Origin of the sequence: Streptomyces sp. P13-3-3 (genome assembly GCF_050571355.1) — a bacterium.
GTDB lineage: Bacteria > Actinomycetota > Actinomycetes > Streptomycetales > Streptomycetaceae > Streptomyces > Streptomyces althioticus.
This window is the reverse complement of the sequence record NZ_CP192228.1, coordinates 39,745-56,497: the sequence shown is the minus strand read 5'-3', so window position 1 is coordinate 56,497 and position 16,753 is coordinate 39,745. Positions and strand designations below refer to the sequence as shown.

The window sequence follows — 16,753 nt, the reverse complement described above, 5'->3', positions numbered from 1 at the left end:
CCTCTGAGCCTCAGGCGCCTCAGCGGTCGAAGTCCAGCTCGACCTTCTCCGTGACCGGATGCGACTGGCACGCCAGGACGTATCCCGCTTCCGTCTCCTCCGACTCCAGGGCGAAGTTGCGGTCCATCCGCACCTCGCCGGAGACCAGGAACGCGCGACAGGTGCCGCACACGCCGCCCTTGCAGGCGTAGGGCGCGTCCGGGCGGTTGCGCAGCACCGTGTCCAGCAGGGACTCGCCCGCCTGGACCGGCCAGGTGCCGCCGCGTCCGTCGAGCCGTGCCGTCACCGTGCTGTGCGCGGGGGCGGCCGAGGACCCGGCGGGGGCGGACGGCCCGGAGTCCACGTGGAAGATCTCCTGATGGATCCGGGCGCGGGAGACGCCCAGTCCGCGCAGCGCCCGCTCGGCGCCCTCCACCAGTCCGTACGGCCCGCACAGGAACCAGCCGTCGACCCGGTCCACCGCCAGCAGCGCCGGGAGCAGCGAGGCCAGCCGCTCGCGGTCCAGCCGGCCCGACGGCAGCCCGGCCTGCTGCTCCTCCCGGGAGAGCGCCGTCACCAGCTGGAACCGGTCGGGGAAGCGGTCCTTCAGGTCGGCGACCTCCTCCAGGAACATCGTCGAGGCGGTCGTCCGGTCGCTGCGTATCAGGCAGAACCGGGCCTCCGGCTCGCGGGCCAGGAGCGTCGAGGCGATCGACAGCACCGGGGTGATGCCGCTGCCGCCGACGACGGCCGCGTACAGGCCGGGGGCCGGGGGGAGCGTGAAGCGTCCGGCGGGGGTCATGACCTCCAGCTCGTCACCGAGGTCGATCTCCTTCAGCGCGTACGTGGAGAACGCGCCGCCCTCCACCAGCCGCACTCCGACCCGGAGGGTGCTCGGCGCCGCGCCGTCGGGGGCGGGGGAGCAGATCGAGTAGGTGCGGCGGATCTCCTCGCCGTCGGCGACGCGGCGCAGCGTGAGGTGCTGCCCGGGCAGGTGGTGGTACTCCTCGCGCAGCTCTGGCGGGACGGCGAGAGTGAGGGCGACGGAGTCGTCGGTGAGCCGGTCGACCGCGGCCACCCGGAGCCGGTGGAAGCGGGCCATCACAACTCCTTGAAGTGGTCGAACGGTTCACGGCAGGCCAGGCAGCGGCGCAGCGCCTTGCACGCGGTGGAGGAGAAACGGCTGAGCAGCTCGGTCTCGGCGGAGCCGCAGTGCGGGCAGCGGACGGGCTCCCGGGTTTCGTCGGCGGCGCCGCCGACGCCGGTGCGCGTGGGGCCCAGCTCGACCCGCACGGGCCCGGACGCGGCGCCCGTGCGCGGCGGTGCGATGCCGAACTCCCGTAGTTTGCGGCGGCCTTCGTCGGTGATGTCGTCGGTCGACCAGGCGGGGGCGAGGACCGTGCGCACCGTGACCTCGCGGACGCCGTGCTCGCGCAGCACACGCTCTATGTCGAGGCTCATCACCTCGACGGCAGGGCAGCCGGTGTAGGTCGGGGTCAGGTCGACCTCGACGCGGTCCGTGCCGTGCGCCCGGACCGCGCGGACCACGCCCAGCTCGCGCAGGGTCAGCACGGGCAGCTCCGGGTCGGGCACCGAGCCGGCGAGCTCCAGCAGTTGCTCCTCCAGGGGCGTCAGGGGCGTCAGGGGCGTGGCGGTCACCATGTCGCCCCCGGGTGACTGCGGTGCAGGTGCTGCATCTCGGCGAGCATCCGGCCGAACGGCTCGGTGTGCAGGCCCTGGCGGCCGGCGCCGGCCTTCCAGGCTCCCGAGCGGGGGCCGTCGGGGACGGTGAGCGTGGCGCGGCCCAGCACGTCCTCGACCGCTTCCCGCCAGGCGCTCTCCAGGCCGGGCCAGTCGATGCCGTCGATCCCCTCGACGGGCTGGAACATCTCGCCGGTGAAGCGCCACAGCGCGTCCACGGCGCGCTGCATGCGCGCGTGGCTCTCCTCCGTGCCGTCGCCGAGGCGGAGGGTCCACTGCTCGGCGTGGTCGCGGTGGTAGGCGGCCTCCTTGACGGCCTTGCCGGCCAGCGGGGCGAAGGGGCCGTCGCCGGCGGCCAGCCGGTCGTGCAGCAGGTGCTGGTAGACCGAGAAGTACAGCTGGCGGGCGATGGTGTGGGCGAAGTCCCCGTTGGGCTGCTCCACCAGCTGGAGGTTGCGGAAGGCGCGCTCCTCGCGCAGGAAGGCCAGTTCGTCCTCGTCGCCGGCCATCGACAGCAGCACGCGGGCCTGGCCGAGCAGGTCGAGCGCGATGTTGGCGAGGGCGACCTCCTCCTCCAGCACGGGGGCGTGCCCGGCCCACTCGCCGAGGCGGTGGGAGAGCACCAGGGCGTCGTCGCCGAGGGCGAGCGCGGCGGAGGTGGTGACGGTGTCCGCGGCGGGTGTCGTGGTCACAGGTGCTGCACCCCCTCGGGGATGTCGTAGAAGGTCGGGTGCCGGTAGGCCTTGTCGGCGGCCGGCTCGAAGAAGGGGTCCTTCTCGTCGGGCGAGGAGGCCGTGATCGCGGAGGACGGCACGACCCAGAGGGAGACGCCCTCGCCGCGGCGGGTGTACAGATCGCGCGCGTTGCGCAGGGCGAGCTCCGCGTCCGGGGCGTGCAGGCTGCCGGCGTGGGTGTGGGACAGGCCCCGGCGCGAGCGCACGAAGACCTCCCACAGCGGCCAGTCGGTGTGGGTCATGCGCGCGTCGCTCCCGTCGTGTTGTTGCTGTGCTTGGCGGCGTGGGCCGCTGCCGCCTCCCGGACCCAGGTGCCCTCCTCGTGGGCCGTCCTGCGCCGGGACAGGCGCTGGTCGTTGCACGGGCCGTTGCCCTTGAGGACGTCCCAGAACTCCGACCAGTCGATGGCGCCGAAGTCATGGTGCCCGCGCTCCTCGTTCCACTTCAGGTCCGGGTCGGGGAGGGTGAGGCCGAGGGACTCGGCCTGCGGGACGCAGATGTCGACGAAGCGCTGGCGCAGCTCGTCGTTGGAGTGCCGCTTGATCTTCCAGGCCATCGACTGCGCGGAGTGCTGCGACGCGTCGTCGGGCGGGCCGAACATCATCAGCGACGGCCACCACCAGCGGTCCACCGCGTCCTGCGCCATCGCGTGCTGCTCCGGGGTGCCCTTGCTGAGGGCCAGCAGCAGCTCGTACCCCTGGCGCTGGTGGAAGGACTCCTCCTTGCAGATGCGGACCATCGCCCGGGCGTAGGGGCCGTAGGAGCAGCGGCACAGGGGGACCTGGTTGGTGATCGCGGCGCCGTCCACCAGCCAGCCGATGGCGCCGACGTCGGCCCAGGTCAGCGTCGGGTAGTTGAAGATCGAGGAGTACTTCTGGCGGCCGGCGTGCAGCTTGTCGAGCAGCTCCTCGCGGCTCACGCCGAGGGTCTCGGCCGCGCTGTACAGGTACAGCCCGTGCCCGGCCTCGTCCTGGACCTTGGCCATGAGGATGGCCTTGCGGCGCAGGGAGGGGGCGCGGGTGATCCAGTTGGCCTCCGGCTGCATGCCGATGATCTCGGAGTGCGCGTGCTGGGCGATCTGCCGGACCAGCGTGGCGCGGTAGGCGTCCGGCATCCAGTCGCGCGGCTCGATCCGCTCCTCGGCGGCGACGGCCGCGTCGAACGCGCGCTGGAAGGCGTCTGTGTCGCCGGGGCCCGCCGGTGCGTCGTACGCCGTCGGACTGCCGGCCGTATCGCGGGCGGCTGCTGTCGCCATGGGGTCCCCCTCGACCTGGATGCTTCCCGGAGCACGCTCCCGACCGATCGTTCGGTTCGTGCGGTTCCATGGTGAGACGGGGGCCGCGAGGTGTCAACCGCTGTGGATAACCTGCCGGTGCCGGCCGCCGGAGCCCGTGGGGCGGCCGGATGTGGTGACCGCCACGGGACGGAGCGCCGACGGGACTGTGCCCGGACGGCCGGGGCTGAGTACCGTTCCGTGCGACGCGGCGGAGCGGTCGGGGCCCCGTACGGCGAAGGCCGCAGGGCCGGGCGGACGCGGCAAGGGACCGGGACTCGGGGATCGGGGCGGGATGGACGCGCAGGACAAGGGCTCGGGCGCCCGGCACCGGTCCGCGGAGCCGGGCGTGCCGGGTCCGCGCGCCCCGCTGCCGGGACCCGCGGCGCCGGCGGACGCACCGTCCGCGGCGCAGCCGCCGTCCCCGGACGGCGAGGAGACGGCCGCCGCCGGGCAGTCGCCGCGCGACCCCGCCGACGGACCCCGCACCGGCGTCGCCGCCCTCTCCCCGCGCTACCAGATCGGTGCCGCGCTCGCCCTCGCGATCGTCGCCGCCGCGGTCTGCGTGCACCTCGGTATGACGTTCCTGCACGTGGCGCCGCCGAACACGGTGAGCAAGAAGCACAGCGGGACGATCGCCGACTGGATCTACCCGGAGTTCGAGCAGAACTGGAAGCTGTTCGCCCCGAACCCACTCCAGCAGAACGTGTCCGTGCAGGTCAGAGCCGAGATCCGGACGCCGGACGGCGGCAGCCGCACCACTGGCTGGTACGACCTGTCGGCGCAGGACGGACGGGCCATCGACGGCAACCCGGCGCCCAGCCACACGCAGCAGAACGAGCTGCGCCGCGCCTGGGACTTCTACGTCTCCACGCACGACGACGACAACCGCCCGGTGGGCCTGCGCGGGGCGCTGTCCGAGTCGTACCTGCGGCGGATCATGGTGATGCGGCTGGACCGCGCGGACGCGGCGGGGCGGGACGGAGAGGTCGCGCGCGTCCAGGTGCGCTCGCGCACCACCCAGGTGCCGCCGCCGTCGTGGAGCGGGGAGAAGGTGTCGGACAAGGCCGTGTACCGGGTGCTGCCCTGGTGGCTGCTGCCGGAGGGCGAGACCCGGGGAGACATCGGATGAACCGCCTGTCGCTGGCGGTCTCCCGGGCCATCGCCCGGGTCACCGACTCCGCCCTCGGGCCGTACCAGACGGCCGTGCTGCGCATCGGCCTCGCTCTCACCTGGCTGCTGTTCCTGCTGCGGGAGTACCCCCACCGGCAGGAGCTCTACGGCCCGAACAGCCCCTGGTCGTGGGACCTCGCCGCCCAGCTGGTCGGGTCGAACGACGCCTTCACCGTGCTGCTCTGGTCGGACAGCCGCCTCTGGTTCGAGGCGGTCTACGCGCTGGCCGTGCTGTTCAGCCTCCTGCTGCTGCTCGGCTGGCGCACCCGCACCATGGCGGCGCTGTTCATGGCCGGCGTCCTCACCCTGCAGAACCGCAGCGTCTTCATGGGCGACGGCGGCGACAACGTCCTGCACATCATGGCGATCTACCTCGTCTTCACCCGCTGCGGCCAGGTCTGGTCCCTGGACGCGCGGCGGGCGCGCCGGGCCGCGGAGGCACGCGCGCGCGGGGAACGGACGCCCGACCGGGCGGGTCCCGTGCTGTGGGCGGTCCTCGGCCTGGTCCTGCTTCTGGGGTCGCTGTCGGGCCGGACGGACGGCGACTGGTTCATACCCGCGCTGCTGTGGGCGGTGTGGCTCGGGCAGGCGGCGTGGTGGCTGGTCGGACGCCTGGCGAGGACGGACCAGCCGCGCGTCCTGCTCGACGTGGTCGCGAACGTCGCGCACAACGGCGCGCTGCTGGTGATCATGGCGGAGGCGTGCCTGATCTACGCCACGGCCGGCTGGTACAAGGTCCAGGGCTCCCGCTGGCAGGACGGCACGGCGGTCCACTACCCGCTGCACCTGGAGTACTTCTCCCCCTGGCCGTCGCTGGCGGAGCTGCTCACCGCGAGCGGCACCCTGGTGATGCTCGTGACCTATGTGACCGTGGCGGTACAGGTCGCCTTCCCGTTCACGCTGTTCAACCGGCGGGTCAAGAACGTCCTGCTGAGCTTCATGATCCTGGAGCACGCGGTGATCGCCGTGGTGCTCGGGCTGCCCTTCTTCTCCCTGGCGATGATCGCGGCCGACGCCGTCTTCCTCCCCACGTCCTTCCTGCGCCGGACCGGCCGCGCGGCGGCACGCGCGCGGGAGCGGCTGCGGCCGCGCGAGGACGCGGCACACGTCCCGGCGCAGCGACGCCCGGACGGTGCGCCCGGTGGTCCGCCCGCCGTGGATCCGGCGGAGGCCTCTCCGGTGACCGGCCAGGTGCCCGGGACGCGCACGTAGGCTGCTCGGCATGACCGACCCCGTCCACGACCCGTCCGCCGCGACCCCGGAGAGCCCGGTGGACCGGGTGGATCCGGTGGCCGTATGGCGCCGGGCCGCTCCGGACGCGGTGCTGCTCGACGGCTTCCACGCGCTCAAGCACGCCGTGCGCTTCGGCGCCGAGGTGCTCGTCGCGGTCACCGCCGACCGGGCCGCCGCCCTGGCGCTCGCCGACGAGCTGGCCGCGGACGTCCGGGACGCGCTGGCGGCGCTGCTCACGGAGGTGCCGCACGCGACGTACGCCTCGCTGGTGCCGCGACCGCACCCCACCGCCGTCGCCGCGCTCGCGGTACGACCGGACCGCGCGGGCAACCTGGCGAAGCTGGCGCACGCCCCGCGCACCGCGCCGGTGGTCGTCCTGGACCAGCCGCGCAACCTGGGCAACGCCGGCGCGGTCGTCCGGCTGGCCGCCGGCTTCGGGGCGACCGGCGTCGTCACCACCGGGACGCTGGACCCCTGGCACCCCACCGTGGTGCGCGGCGGGGCGGGGCTGCACTTCGCCACCGCCGTGGAACGCCTGACCGTGGGCGAGCTGCCGCCCGGGCCGCTCTTCGCGCTGGACCCGGAGGGCGAGGACATCCGCTCCCTGAAGCTTCCGGACGATGCGCTGCTCGCCTTCGGCTCCGAGCGCACCGGGCTCACGGCCGAACTGCGGGCGCGGGCCGACCACCTGGTGGCGCTGCCGATGCGCCCCCAGGTCTCCAGCTACAACCTCGCGACCAGTGTGGCCATGACGCTGTACCACTGGAGCGCCACCGGGGGCGCATCCGCCTGAGGCGGCTCAGGCCTCCTTGCGCACCTCGACCACCCGGAAGCGGTTGGCCACGAAGGCGCCGTCGCACAGGGCCGCGTTGGCCGCCGGGTTGCCGCCGGAGCCGTGGAAGTCGGAGAAGGCGGCCGTCTGGTTCACGTAGACCCCGCCGGTGAGGTTCAGCGAGAGCTGCGCGGCCTCCTCGAGACAGACCTCCGTCACGGCCTCCTCGACCTCCGGGGAGGTCGTGTACGCGCCGACGGTCATCGCGCCCTTCTCCTGGACGGTGCGCCGCAGCAGCTCCGTCGCGTCGGCGGCCGAGTCCACGGCGACCAGGAAGGAGACCGGGCCGAAGCACTCGCTCATGTAGGCGGCCTCGGCGTCCGGCTTGGCGCCGTCCAGTTTCACGATCACCGGCGTGCGCACCACGGCGCCCGGGAAGTCCGGGTTGGTGATCTCGCGGGAGGGGAGCGCGACCTCCCCGAGACCGGCGGCGGCCTCCAGGCGGGCCTTCACGTCCGGGTTGACGATCGCGCCCAGCAGGGCGTTGGCGCGGGCGTCGTCGCCGAGCAGACCGTCGACCGCCTTGGCCAGGTCCGCGGCGACCTCGTCGAAGGACTTGGGGCCCTGGTCGGTGGTGATGCCGTCGCGGGGGACGAGCAGGTTCTGCGGGGTGGTGCACATCTGGCCGCTGTACAGGGACAGGGAGAACGCCAGGTTGGACAGCATTCCCTTGTAGTCGTCGGTCGACTCGACGATCACCGTGTTGACGCCGGCCTTCTCCGTGTACACCTGCGCCTGGCGCGCGTTGCCCTCCAGCCAGTCTCCGAACTCCGTGGAGCCGGTGTAGTCGATGATGCGGATCTCGGGGCGCGTGGCGAGCGTCCTGGCGATGCCCTCGCCGGGCCGCTCGGCGGCCAGCGCCACCAGGTTCGGGTCGAAGCCGGCCTCGGCGAGCACCTGGCGGGCGACCTGGACGGTGAGCGCCAGCGGCAGCACCGCGCGCGGGTGCGGCTTGACCAGGACCGCGTTGCCCGTGGCCAGGGAGGCGAACAGGCCCGGGTAGCCGTTCCACGTCGGGAAGGTGTTGCAGCCGATGACCAGGCCGATGCCGCGCGGCACCGGGACGAAGGTCTTGGTGAGGGCGAGCGGGTCGCGCTTGCCCTGCGGCTTGGTCCACTCCGCGGTGTCGGGCGTGCGCACCTGCTCCACGTACGCGTAGGCGACGGCCTCCATGCCGCGGTCCTGCGCGTGCGGGCCGCCGGCCTGGAACGCCATCATGAACGCCTGGCCGGAGGTGTGCATGACCGCGTGGGCGAACTCCATGGTGCGGTCGCTGATCCGCTTGAGGATCTCCAGGCAGACCACCGCGCGGGTCTCCGCGCCCGCGTCCCGCCAGGCGCGCATCCCGGCCTTCATCGCGGGGAGCAGCACGTCCAGGTCCGCGTGCGGGTAGCTGACGCCCAGCTCGACGCCGTACGGGGAGGTCTCGCCGTCCACCCAGCCGTCCGTCCCGGGCTGGTCCAGCTCGACGCGGCTGCCGAGCAGGGCGTCGAAGGCGGCCTTGCCCGCGGCCATGTCCAGGCTGCCGTTCTCCCCGTACGCCTTCGGGTGCTCGGGGTGGGGGGACCAGTACGCGCGCGTGCGGATCGCTTCCAGGGCCTGGTCCAGGGTGGGACGGTGGCGGGCGATCAGCTCGTGCGCGGTGAGTTCGGCGGCCATGCGGGACCAACTCCTCGTCTGGAGAACTCTTCGTCGAGCTCTTGGACCTGTGCGGAAACGTAGTCAGGAACGGGCGGTCAGAGTTAGAGTAACCGAACGATCGGTCGGGACAAGGGGGTCCGCCGCATCTGTGGAAAACACCGTGCGGGAGGATCGCGCACATGACAGCACTCGACCTCAGCAGTCCCGTGGCCGTGGTCGGCACCGGCACCATGGGGCAGGGAATCGCCCAGGTCGCGCTGGTCGCGGGCCATCCCGTGCGGCTCTACGACGCCGCCCCGGGCCTGGCCCGCAAGGCCGCCGACGCGATCGGCTCCCGGCTCGACCGGCTGGTGGAGAAGGAGCGCCTCACCGCGGACGAACGGGACGCGGCGCGCGCCCGGCTGACGCCCGTCGACGACCTCTCCGGACTCGCCGGCTGCTCCCTCGTCGTCGAGGCGGTCGTGGAGCGCCTCGACGTCAAGCAGGAGCTGTTCCGGGCGCTGGAGGACGTCGTCGCCGACGACTGCCTCCTCGCCACCAACACCTCCTCCCTGTCGGTCACCGCGATCGGCGGCGCGCTGCGCATCCCGGGCCGCTTCGTCGGCCTGCACTTCTTCAACCCGGCACCGCTGCTGCCGCTCGTCGAGGTGGTCTCCGGCTTCGCCACCGACGTCGACGCCGCCACGCGCGCGTACGAGACCGCCCGTGCCTGGGGGAAGACGCCGGTCGCCTGCGCCGACACCCCCGGCTTCATCGTCAACCGCGTCGCGCGCCCCTTCTACGCCGAGGCCTTCGCGGTGTACGAGGCGCAGGCCGCGGACCCGGCGACGGTCGACGCGGTGCTGCGCGAGTCCGGCGGCTTCAGGATGGGCGCCTTCGAGCTGACCGACCTCATCGGGCAGGACGTCAACGAGTCGGTGACGCACTCGGTGTGGCAGGCGTTCTTCCAGGACGTGCGCTTCCGGCCGTCCCTGGCCCAGCGCAGGCTGGTCGAGTCCGGCCGCCTCGGCCGCAAGACCGGCCACGGCTGGTACGACCACCGGGAGGGCGCCGAGCGCCCCGCGCCGCACACCGCCGAGCCCGCCGAGCCGCCCGCCTACGTCGTCGCCGAGGGCGGCCTGGGGCCCGCCGCGGAGCTGCTGGACCTGATCCGCGAGGCGGGCATCGAGGTGCGGGAGGCCGAGGAGGACGAGGGCACCCGCCTGGTCCTGCCGAGCGGCGGGCAGCTCGTCCTGGCCGACGGACAGCTCGCGGCGGAGTTCGCCGACGTCGTCTACTTCGACCTGGCGCTGGACTACCGCAGGGCCACGCGCATCGCCCTCTCCCACGCCGGGCACACCTCGGCGGAGACCGTCGCCCAGGCCACCGGGCTGTTCCAGGCGCTCGGCAAGAAGGTGAGCGTCATCGGGGACGTGCCCGGGATGATCGTGGCACGGACGGTGGCCCGGATCATCGACCTCGCCGTCGAGGCGGTCGCCCAGGGCGTCGCCACCGAGGAGGACGTCGACACCGCGATGCGCCTCGGTGTGAACTACCCCCTCGGACCGTTCGAGTGGAGCCGTCGCCTCGGCCGCGGCTGGGCCGGGGCCCTGCTGGACGAGATGCACGAGGTGGACCCGTGCGGCAGGTACGCGCCGTCCCTCGCGCTCTATCGGTACGCGTGCGCCACCGACCAGCGGGAGGACACCCCATGACCACCGCCAAGCGGGACACCTACACCCCGGAGACGCTGCTGTCCGTGGCGGTCCAGGTGTTCAACGAACGCGGCTACGACGGCACGTCCATGGAGCACCTCTCCAGGGCCGCCGGCATCTCCAAGTCGTCGATCTACCACCACGTGGCCGGCAAGGAGGAGCTGCTGCGCCGCGCGGTCAGCCGGGCGCTCGACGGTCTCTTCGGGATCCTCGACGAGGAGGACGCGCGCGTGGGGCGTCCCGTCGGGCGTCTGGAGTACGTCGTACGGCGCATGGTCGAGGTGCTGATCGCGGAGCTGCCGTACGTGACGCTGCTGCTGCGGGTGCGGGGCAACACGGACACCGAGCGCTGGGCGCTGGAGCGGCGGCGCGAGTTCGACCACCGGGTGGCCGAGCTGCTGAAGGCCGCGGCGGCCGACGGGGACGTGCGCGAGGACATAGAGGTGCGGCTGGTGACCCGGCTGGTCTTCGGCATGATCAACTCCATCGTGGAGTGGTACCGGCCGGACGGACGCGGCATGGACGAGCGCGAGGTGGCCGACGCGGTGGCGCAGCTCGCCTTCGGAGGACTGCGCAGGGCAGGCGACGGGCGCGGGTGACCGCGGCGGAAAACGGGTGGGCGGCGGGCGGCCGGAGGCCTACCCTCGCTGCCGATGGAGATGTCCTTCCGGAAGCTGCCGGACAACCAGCACGAGATCCTGGTACGGCGTGACAAGGGGCCGGACGTCCGGCTGCCCGCCCAGCCCGCCGGACCGTCGATGCCGCACGACCTGGTGCACGCGGTGGTGGAGACCGCGCTCGGCATCGACGACGGCTTCTGGGGCGCGACGGCGCGCGGCGCCACCTTCCAGGGGTTCGAGCTCGTCTCCCCGGGCCGGCACCGCCGCTCCGGGATGAAGGTGCTGCGCCGGGGCGGTGACGCCGTGATGGACGCCGAGCTGCGCGTGGCCTGGGCCTACCGTGCGTGGAGCGGCCTGCCCACCGAGGGACCCGGAGTGGGATCGGCACCGCTCGACGCGCAGGCGCTGGCCAGGACAGGACCGCGGCTGGACGCCGCCGCGAAGCGCTGGGCCGCCGTGCCCGTCGGCGGGGAACTGGTGTGGCGCTGGGGAGTGGACGGCTAGATGTATTGCCCTGTGAGGTTGGGGACGCGGCTGGCGGGTGGTTGCCCTTTCAGCGCGGTGTGTCCGCGGTGGTGATTGTAGGTGTGCAGCCATTGCGGGAACGCTTGGCGGCGCTCGGCTTCTGACCGGTAGGGGCGTGCGTAGGCCCACTCGTCCAGCAGGGTGCGATTGAAGCGTTCGACCTTGCCGTTCGTCTGGGGCCGGTAGGGCCGGGTTCGCTTGTGGGCGATCCCGGTCGCTGCCAGGGCATCGCGCCAGTCGCGTGAGCGGTAGCAGGAGCCGTTGTCGGTCAGTACCCGTTCGACGGAGATCCCGGCCTGGGTGAAGAAGGTGTGGGCCCGCTGCCAGAAGGCGGTGGCGGTCTCCTTCTTCTCGTCCGCGTGGATCTCGCTGTAGGCGAGGCGGGAGTGGTCGTCGACGGCGGTGTGCAGGTAGCTGTAGCCGAGGTTGGGACGGCCGTGGACGGCGCGGGGCCGGGCGGGGTCGCGGTGCGCGGAGCTGTTGCGGCTGCCCTGAGCCCTGCCATGGACCTTGTGTCCGCCGCCGTCGGGGATGTTGCCCAGTTTCTTGATGTCGACGTGGACGAGTTCGCCGGGCCTGGCGCGTTCGTAGCGGCGCACCACGCGGCCGGTGGTCCGGTCGAGATGAGACAGGCGGGCCAGGCGGTAGCGGGTGAGCACGCGGTGCACGGTCGAGGGCACCAGGTGCAGGAAGTGCGCGATGCGGGCCGGTCCCCACCGGCGCAGCAGACGGACCTTGATGATCCGCCGCTCGGTACGGGTGGGAGTGCGGCCCGGGCTCGTGCGTGGGCGGCTGGAGCGGTCGGCCATGCCGGCTTCCCCCAGGCGGCGGTAGCGGTCGGCCCACCGCTGGGCGGTGGTGGGCGAGACCTGGAAGCGTTCGGCGGCCCGGCGCAGGGGCCAGCCGTCCTCGACCACGCAACGGGCCAGGCGCAGCCGTCCGGTCTCGGTCAGGGGTGCATTACGGTGGGGCACGAGGGCCTTTCTGGTTGGTGTAGACGTCGCAATCCACACCGAACCGGAAGGCCCTCACCCGTTCAAGATCCCTCGGCCGAGACCTGTCTCACCGTTCACAACCTCCCCGGACAGAACAGCTAGACCGCTGCCAGGTCCTGGATCACCACTGCGGTTCCAGGTCCTCCTCCTCGAACACCAGCAGCGTGCGGGTGCTGAGCACCTCGGGAATGGCCTGAAGTCGTGTCAGCACCAGCTCGCGCAGCGTCCGGTTGTCGGGCGTGTGCACCAGCAGCAGCACGTCGAAGTCGCCGCCGACCAGGGCGATGTGCGAGGCGCCGGGGAGCTGCCTGAGCTGCTCGCGCACCGTGCGCCAGGTGTTCTGCACGATCTTCAGCGTGATGTACGCCGATGTGCCGTGACCGGCGCGTTCGTGGTCGACGCGGGCGCCGAAACCGCGGATGACGCCGTCCTCGACGAGCCGGTTGATCCGCGCGTAGGCGTTGGCCCGGGAGACGTGCACCCGCTCGGCGACCGACCGTATCGACGCGCGGCCGTCCGCCTGCAGCATGCGCAGGATGTCCTGGTCGATCGCGTCGAGGGGCCGCGCCGGCGGCAGCGGCCCCGTCCCCTCCTGACCCTCGGCCATTTGTTCAGATGCCACCCGCCCCCACCTCTCAGCCGTGGACGTCCTGCATTCATCCCACGCTGTGGAGAACCGTTTGTCCACAGCCTGACGCCACCCGTAGCCAAAATGTGCCGGCGACCGAACAATCGGTTGGTGAGGCGCGTCACAGACGCCGCGCCTCCGTCAGTCGTCCCACGAGGAGGTGCCGTCATGACGGTCATGGAGCAGCGGGGGGCTTACCGGCCGACCCCGCCGCCCGCCTGGCAGCCGCGTACCGACCCCGCCCCCCTGCTGCCGGACGCGGAGCCGTACCGCGTGCTCGGCACGGAGGCCGCGGCGAAGGCCGACCCGGAGCTGCTGCGCCGGCTGTACGCGGAGCTGGTGAAGGGCCGCCGCTACAACGCGCAGGCCACCGCACTCACCAAGCAGGGCCGTCTCGCGGTGTACCCCTCCAGCACGGGCCAGGAGGCGTGCGAGGTCGCCGCCGCCCTGGTGCTCGAGGAGCGTGACTGGCTGTTCCCGAGCTACCGCGACACCCTCGCGGTCGTCGCGCGCGGCGTGGACCCCGTCGAGGCGCTCACCCTGCTGCGCGGCGACTGGCACACCGGCTACGACCCCTACGCGCACCGGGTGGCCCCGCTGAGCACCCCGCTCGCCACCCAGTTGCCGCACGCCGTGGGACTGGCCCACGCCGCCCGCCTCAAGGGCGACGACGTGGTCGCGCTCGCCATGGTCGGCGACGGCGGCACCAGCGAGGGCGACTTCCACGAGGCGCTGAACTTCGCGGCCGTCTGGCAGGCCCCGGTCGTCTTCCTCGTCCAGAACAACGGCTTCGCGATCTCCGTCCCGCTCGCCAAGCAGACCGCGGCCCCGTCGCTGGCCCACAAGGCCGTCGGCTACGGGATGCCCGGCCGCCTGGTCGACGGCAACGACGCGGCCGCCGTGCACGAGGTCCTCGCCGACGCGGTGCGCCGCGCCCGCGCGGGCGGCGGCCCCACCCTGGTCGAGGCGATCACCTACCGCGTGGACGCCCACACCAACGCCGACGACGCCACCCGCTACCGCGGCGACGCCGAGGTCGAGGCGTGGCGGGAGCACGACCCGATCACCCTGCTGGAGCGGGAGCTGACCGGCCGCGGCCTGCTGGACGAGGCCGGCGCCGAGACCGCCCGCGAGGACGCCGAGACCATGGCCGCCGATCTGCGTGCCCGGATGAACCAGGACGCGCAGCTCGACCCCATGGACCTGTTCACGCACGTCTACGCCGAGCCCACCCCCCAGCTGCGGGAGCAGCGGGAGCAGCTGCGGGCCGAGCTGGCGGCCGAGGCCGAGTCGGAAGGAGCGCGGCCATGACCACCGTCGCCGTGAAGCCCGCCACCATGGCGCAGGCCCTCACGCGCGCGCTGCGCGACGCCATGACCGACGACCCGTCCGTGCACGTCATGGGCGAGGACGTCGGCACGCTCGGCGGCGTCTTCCGCATCACGGACGGCCTGGCCAAGCAGTTCGGCGAGGACCGCTGCACGGACACGCCGCTGGCCGAGGCGGGCATCCTCGGCACGGCCGTCGGCATGGCCATGTACGGGCTGCGGCCGGTCGTGGAGATGCAGTTCGACGCCTTCGCCTACCCCGCGTTCGAGCAGCTCGTCTCGCACGTGGCGAAGATGCGCAACCGCACCCGCGGCACGATGACCCTCCCCCTCACCATCCGCATCCCCTACGGCGGCGGCATCGGCGGCGTCGAGCACCACAGCGACGCGTCCGAGGCGTACTACATGGCGACTCCGGGGCTCCATGTCGTCACGCCGGCGACCGTCGCCGACGCCTACGGCCTGCTGCGGGCCTCCATCGCCTCCGACGACCCGGTGGTCTTCCTGGAGCCCAAGCGGCTCTACTGGTCCAAGGACGCCTGGAACCCGGAGCAGCCGGCGGCCGTGGAGCCGATCGGCCGTGCCGTGGTGCGACGCCCGGGGCGAAGCGCCACCCTGATCACCTACGGGCCGTCCCTCTCCGTCTGCATGGAGGCGGCGGAGGCGGCCCGGGCCGAGGGCTGGGACCTCGAGGTCGTCGACCTGCGCTCGCTGGTGCCGTTCGACGACGAGACGGTGTGCGCCTCGGTGCGGCGGACGGGACGCGCGGTCGTCGTCCACGAGTCGGGCGGTTTCGGCGGCCCGGGCGGGGAGATCGCGGCCCGCGTCATGGAGCGCTGCTTCCACCACCTGGAGGCGCCGGTGCTGCGCGTGGCCGGGTTCGACCTGCCGTACCCGCCGCCGATGCTGGAGCGTCACCACCTCCCCGGTGTGGACCGGATCCTGGACGCCGTGGGGCGTCTGCAGTGGGAGGCCGAGAGCTGATGGCACAGGTGCTGGAGTTCAAGCTGCCCGACCTCGGTGAGGGGCTCACCGAGGCGGAGATCGTGCGCTGGCTGGTCGAGGTCGGCGACGTGGTCGCCGTGGACCAGCCGGTCGTCGAGGTCGAGACGGCCAAGGCGATGGTGGAGGTGCCCTGCCCGTACGGCGGTGTGGTCACCGCCCGCTTCGGCGCGGAGGGCTCCGAACTGCCGGTCGGCGCCCCGCTGCTGACGGTGGCGGTCGGCGAGACTGCGGACGGCCGTCCCGTCGGTGACGGCAGCGGTGCGGGCACCGACGGCGCGAAGGACGGCGCGAGCGGCCGGGAGCCGGCCGCCGAGGGCTCCGGCAACGTGCTGGTCGGCTACGGCACCTCCGAGGCCCCGGCCCGGCGCCGCCGGGTCCGCCCCACGGCCCCCGTGGTGAACGGTCGGCCGCGGGCGCCCGAGCCCGTGCGGGAGACGCGGGCCGACACCCCGCAGGCTGCCCCGAGCACCCCGGCCGGCCGCGCGGCGCCCGCCGACGGCCCGGTTCCGGTGATCTCCCCGCTGGTGCGCAGGCTGGCCCGGCAGAACGGCCTGGACCTGCGGAAGCTCACCGGTTCCGGTCCCGACGGGCTGATCCTGCGCGCGGACGTGGAGCACGCGCTGCGCGCCGCCGGCACCCAGGACCGCCCGGACACGACCAAGGCAGGCGCCGCCCCGGCCACGGCTGCCCCCGCCTCGGTCACCCGCGTCCCCCTCAAGGGCATCCGGGGCGCCGTCGCCGACAAGCTCTCCCGCAGCCGCAACGAGATCCCGGACGCGACCTGCTGGGTGGACGCCGACGCGACGGAGCTGATGCGGACCAGGGCCGCGATGAACGCGGCGGGCGGGCCCAAGATCTCGGTGCTGGCGCTGCTGGCCCGGATCTGCACGGCCGCGCTCGCCCGCTTCCCGGAGCTCAACTCCTCGGTGGACACCGAGGCCAGGGAGATCGTCCGGTACGCGGACGTGCACCTCGGATTCGCGGCGCAGACCGAGCGAGGGCTGGTCGTCCCCGTGGTCCGCGACGCGCACACGCGGGACGCGGAGTCGCTGACGGCGGAGTTCGCGCGGCTGACCGAGGCGGCGCGGGAGGGCACGCTGACGCCCGCACAGCTCACCGGCGGCACGTTCACCCTGAACAACTACGGGGTGTTCGGCGTCGACGGGTCCACGCCGATCATCAACCACCCCGAGGCCGCCATGCTGGGCGTCGGCCGCATCGTCCCCAAACCGTGGGTGCACGAGGGCGAGCTGGCGGTCCGCCAGGTCGTTCAGCTCTCGCTCACCTTCGACCACCGGGTGTGCGACGGAGGCACGGCGGGCGGGTTCCTGCGGTACGTGGCCGACTGTGTGGAACAGCCGGCGGTGCTGCTGCGGACGCTCTGACCGTCAC

The 16,753-nt window shown here is 73.1% G+C and carries 17 protein-coding genes; 9 read left to right on the top strand and 8 right to left on the bottom strand.

What is annotated here, in order from left to right; all coding sequences use genetic code 11:
• Window positions 1–19: 19 nt before the first annotated feature.
• Genes paaE through paaA form a run of 5 tightly spaced genes read right to left on the bottom strand, consistent with a single transcriptional unit; the run spans window position 20 to window position 3,669 of the window.
• Entirely contained in the window at window positions 20–1,081 is a 1,062-nt protein-coding gene (paaE, locus tag ACQZOG_RS00260) for a 1,2-phenylacetyl-CoA epoxidase subunit PaaE (RefSeq protein WP_430741183.1), read from the bottom strand.
• Window positions 1,081–1,641 carry a 1,2-phenylacetyl-CoA epoxidase subunit PaaD gene (paaD, locus tag ACQZOG_RS00255; RefSeq protein WP_382003868.1) on the bottom strand — a complete coding sequence of 187 codons (561 nt, stop codon included), beginning with the start codon at window positions 1,639–1,641 and terminating at the stop codon, window positions 1,081–1,083. The genes paaE and paaD overlap by 1 nt, the downstream gene beginning before the upstream one ends.
• Window positions 1,635–2,372, bottom strand: coding sequence for a 1,2-phenylacetyl-CoA epoxidase subunit PaaC (gene paaC / locus ACQZOG_RS00250; protein WP_230228852.1), 738 nt, complete (start codon window positions 2,370–2,372; stop codon window positions 1,635–1,637). The genes paaD and paaC overlap by 7 nt, the downstream gene beginning before the upstream one ends.
• Window positions 2,369–2,656 carry a 1,2-phenylacetyl-CoA epoxidase subunit PaaB gene (gene paaB, locus ACQZOG_RS00245; RefSeq protein ID WP_033273215.1) on the bottom strand — a complete coding sequence of 96 codons (288 nt, stop codon included), beginning with the start codon at window positions 2,654–2,656 and terminating at the stop codon, window positions 2,369–2,371. Before paaB ends, paaC begins: the two co-directional genes overlap by 4 nt.
• Window positions 2,653–3,669, bottom strand: coding sequence for a 1,2-phenylacetyl-CoA epoxidase subunit PaaA (gene paaA, locus ACQZOG_RS00240; protein ID WP_351034272.1), 1,017 nt, complete (start codon window positions 3,667–3,669; stop codon window positions 2,653–2,655). Before paaA ends, paaB begins: the two co-directional genes overlap by 4 nt.
• Before the next feature lie 313 nt (window positions 3,670–3,982).
• Between paaA and ACQZOG_RS00235 the strand changes: the two genes are divergently transcribed.
• Genes ACQZOG_RS00235 through ACQZOG_RS00225 form a run of 3 tightly spaced genes read left to right on the top strand, consistent with a single transcriptional unit; the run spans window position 3,983 to window position 6,886 of the window.
• Window positions 3,983–4,819 (top strand): DUF5819 family protein, encoded by an 837-nt coding sequence (locus tag ACQZOG_RS00235; RefSeq protein WP_359670473.1) that lies wholly within the window; start codon window positions 3,983–3,985, stop codon window positions 4,817–4,819.
• Window positions 4,816–6,072 carry an HTTM domain-containing protein gene (locus tag ACQZOG_RS00230; RefSeq protein ID WP_033273212.1) on the top strand — a complete coding sequence of 419 codons (1,257 nt, stop codon included), beginning with the start codon at window positions 4,816–4,818 and terminating at the stop codon, window positions 6,070–6,072. Before ACQZOG_RS00235 ends, ACQZOG_RS00230 begins: the two co-directional genes overlap by 4 nt.
• 10 nt (window positions 6,073–6,082) lie before the next feature.
• Complete coding sequence (locus tag ACQZOG_RS00225) at window positions 6,083–6,886, top strand: TrmH family RNA methyltransferase (protein WP_033273211.1); 804 nt, start codon at window positions 6,083–6,085, stop codon at window positions 6,884–6,886.
• Window positions 6,887–6,892: 6 nt separating this feature from the next.
• Here the strand turns inward: ACQZOG_RS00225 and paaN are convergent, their stop codons facing one another.
• Window positions 6,893–8,584, bottom strand: a complete 1,692-nt coding sequence (gene paaN / locus ACQZOG_RS00220; RefSeq protein ID WP_033273210.1) for a phenylacetic acid degradation protein PaaN — start codon at window positions 8,582–8,584, stop codon at window positions 6,893–6,895.
• A 161-nt stretch (window positions 8,585–8,745) separates the two neighbouring features.
• On the opposite strand from paaN, the gene ACQZOG_RS00215 reads away from it, so the two are divergent.
• Genes ACQZOG_RS00215 through ACQZOG_RS00205 form a run of 3 tightly spaced genes read left to right on the top strand, consistent with a single transcriptional unit; the run spans window position 8,746 to window position 11,384 of the window.
• Entirely contained in the window at window positions 8,746–10,260 is a 1,515-nt protein-coding gene (locus ACQZOG_RS00215; protein ID WP_351034278.1) for a 3-hydroxyacyl-CoA dehydrogenase, read from the top strand.
• Window positions 10,257–10,859 carry a TetR/AcrR family transcriptional regulator gene (locus ACQZOG_RS00210; protein ID WP_033273208.1) on the top strand — a complete coding sequence of 201 codons (603 nt, stop codon included), beginning with the start codon at window positions 10,257–10,259 and terminating at the stop codon, window positions 10,857–10,859. Before ACQZOG_RS00215 ends, ACQZOG_RS00210 begins: the two co-directional genes overlap by 4 nt.
• A 54-nt stretch (window positions 10,860–10,913) precedes the next feature.
• Entirely contained in the window at window positions 10,914–11,384 is a 471-nt protein-coding gene (locus ACQZOG_RS00205; protein ID WP_051747642.1) for a hypothetical protein, read from the top strand.
• Here ACQZOG_RS00205 and ACQZOG_RS00200 read toward each other — a convergent pair.
• Both ACQZOG_RS00200 and ACQZOG_RS00195 read right to left on the bottom strand, forming a co-directional pair.
• Complete coding sequence (locus ACQZOG_RS00200) at window positions 11,381–12,379, bottom strand: IS481 family transposase (protein ID WP_037644592.1); 999 nt, start codon at window positions 12,377–12,379, stop codon at window positions 11,381–11,383. The two genes, ACQZOG_RS00205 and ACQZOG_RS00200, sit on opposite strands and share 4 nt — an antisense overlap.
• 142 nt (window positions 12,380–12,521) lie before the next feature.
• Window positions 12,522–13,007, bottom strand: a complete 486-nt coding sequence (locus tag ACQZOG_RS00195) for an Lrp/AsnC family transcriptional regulator (protein WP_033273207.1) — start codon at window positions 13,005–13,007, stop codon at window positions 12,522–12,524.
• 189 nt (window positions 13,008–13,196) lie between these two features.
• On the opposite strand from ACQZOG_RS00195, the gene pdhA reads away from it, so the two are divergent.
• Genes pdhA through ACQZOG_RS00180 form a run of 3 tightly spaced genes read left to right on the top strand, consistent with a single transcriptional unit; the run spans window position 13,197 to window position 16,746 of the window.
• Window positions 13,197–14,339 (top strand): pyruvate dehydrogenase (acetyl-transferring) E1 component subunit alpha, encoded by a 1,143-nt coding sequence (gene pdhA, locus ACQZOG_RS00190; RefSeq protein ID WP_193467863.1) that lies wholly within the window; start codon window positions 13,197–13,199, stop codon window positions 14,337–14,339.
• Complete coding sequence (locus tag ACQZOG_RS00185) at window positions 14,336–15,340, top strand: alpha-ketoacid dehydrogenase subunit beta (RefSeq protein WP_380824851.1); 1,005 nt, start codon at window positions 14,336–14,338, stop codon at window positions 15,338–15,340. Before pdhA ends, ACQZOG_RS00185 begins: the two co-directional genes overlap by 4 nt.
• Window positions 15,340–16,746, top strand: coding sequence for a dihydrolipoamide acetyltransferase family protein (locus ACQZOG_RS00180; protein ID WP_430741182.1), 1,407 nt, complete (start codon window positions 15,340–15,342; stop codon window positions 16,744–16,746). Before ACQZOG_RS00185 ends, ACQZOG_RS00180 begins: the two co-directional genes overlap by 1 nt.
• The last annotated feature ends 7 nt before the right edge of the window (window positions 16,747–16,753 follow it).